General features: G+C 51.4%; 2 rRNA genes. Both read left to right on the top strand.

The window, feature by feature from the left end:
• A 23S ribosomal RNA gene (locus CD147_RS07685) occupies positions 1-1,458 on the top strand; the annotation flags it as partial.
• Positions 1,459-1,531: 73 nt separating this feature from the next.
• Positions 1,532-1,646, top strand: a 5S ribosomal RNA gene (rrf, locus tag CD147_RS07680).
• Position 1,647 lies beyond the last annotated feature (1 nt).

Below are 1,647 nucleotides of genomic sequence, written 5' to 3'. Positions count from 1 at the left end.
GGGGGGACGCAGTAGGATAGGCGAAGCGTACGATTGGATTGTACGTCCAAGCAGTGAGATTGAGTGTTAGGCAAATCCGGCACTCGTAAGATTGAGCTGTGATGGGGAGAGGAAATTGTTTCCTCGAGTCGTTGATTTCACACTGCCGAGAAAAGCCTCTAGATAGATAATAGGTGCCCGTACCGCAAACCGACACAGGTAGTCAAGATGAGAATTCTAAGGTGAGCGAGCGAACTCTCGTTAAGGAACTCGGCAAAATGACCCCGTAACTTCGGGAGAAGGGGTGCTCTTTAGGGTGCAAGCCCAGAAGAGCCGCAGTGAATAGGCCCAAGCGACTGTTTATCAAAAACACAGGTCTCTGCTAAACCGTAAGGTGATGTATAGGGGCTGACGCCTGCCCGGTGCTGGAAGGTTAAGAGGAGTGGTTAGCTTCTGCGAAGCTACGAATCGAAGCCCCAGTAAACGGCGGCCGTAACTATAACGGTCCTAAGGTAGCGAAATTCCTTGTCGGGTAAGTTCCGACCCGCACGAAAGGCGTAACGATTTGGGCACTGTCTCAACGAGAGACTCGGTGAAATCATAGTACCTGTGAAGATGCAGGTTACCCGCGACAGGACGGAAAGACCCCGTGGAGCTTTACTGTAGCCTGATATTGAAATTCGGCACAGCTTGTACAGGATAGGTAGGAGCCTTTGAAGCGTGAGCGCTAGCTTACGTGGAGGCGCTGGTGGGATACTACCCTAGCTGTGTTGGCTTTCTAACCCGCACCACTTATCGTGGTGGGAGACAGTGTCAGGCGGGCAGTTTGACTGGGGCGGTCGCCTCCTAAAAGGTAACGGAGGCGCTCAAAGGTTCCCTCAGAATGGTTGGAAATCATTCATAGAGTGTAAAGGCATAAGGGAGCTTGACTGCGAGACTTACAAGTCGAGCAGGGTCGAAAGACGGACTTAGTGATCCGGTGGTTCCGCATGGAAGGGCCATCGCTCAACGGATAAAAGCTACCCCGGGGATAACAGGCTTATCTCCCCCAAGAGTTCACATCGACGGGGAGGTTTGGCACCTCGATGTCGGCTCATCGCATCCTGGGGCTGTAGTCGGTCCCAAGGGTTGGGCTGTTCGCCCATTAAAGCGGTACGCGAGCTGGGTTCAGAACGTCGTGAGACAGTTCGGTCCCTATCCGTCGTGGGCGTAGGAAATTTGAGAGGAGCTGTCCTTAGTACGAGAGGACCGGGATGGACATACCTCTGGTGTACCAGTTGTCGTGCCAACGGCATAGCTGGGTAGCTATGTATGGACGGGATAAGTGCTGAAAGCATCTAAGCATGAAGCCCCCCTCAAGATGAGATTTCCCAACTTCGGTTATAAGATCCCTCAAAGATGATGAGGTTAATAGGTTCGAGGTGGAAGCGTGGCGACACGTGGAGCTGACGAATACTAATCGATCGAAGACTTAATCAATTATTATTTCAACGTTTTGCGACGCAAAATCGTTTACTTACTATCTAGTTTTGAATGTATACTCATTCACTTGTCTGGTGACAATGGCAAGGAGGTCACACCTGTTCCCATGCCGAACACAGAAGTTAAGCTCCTTAGCGCCGATGGTAGTTGGATTTACGTTCCGCTAGAGTAGGACGTTGCCAGGCA

It is taken from the genome of Staphylococcus devriesei (genome assembly GCF_002902625.1).
Taxonomy (GTDB): domain Bacteria; phylum Bacillota; class Bacilli; order Staphylococcales; family Staphylococcaceae; genus Staphylococcus; species Staphylococcus devriesei.
Note: the sequence above shows the minus strand (reverse complement) of the source record. Positions and strands in the feature narration are given on the sequence as shown.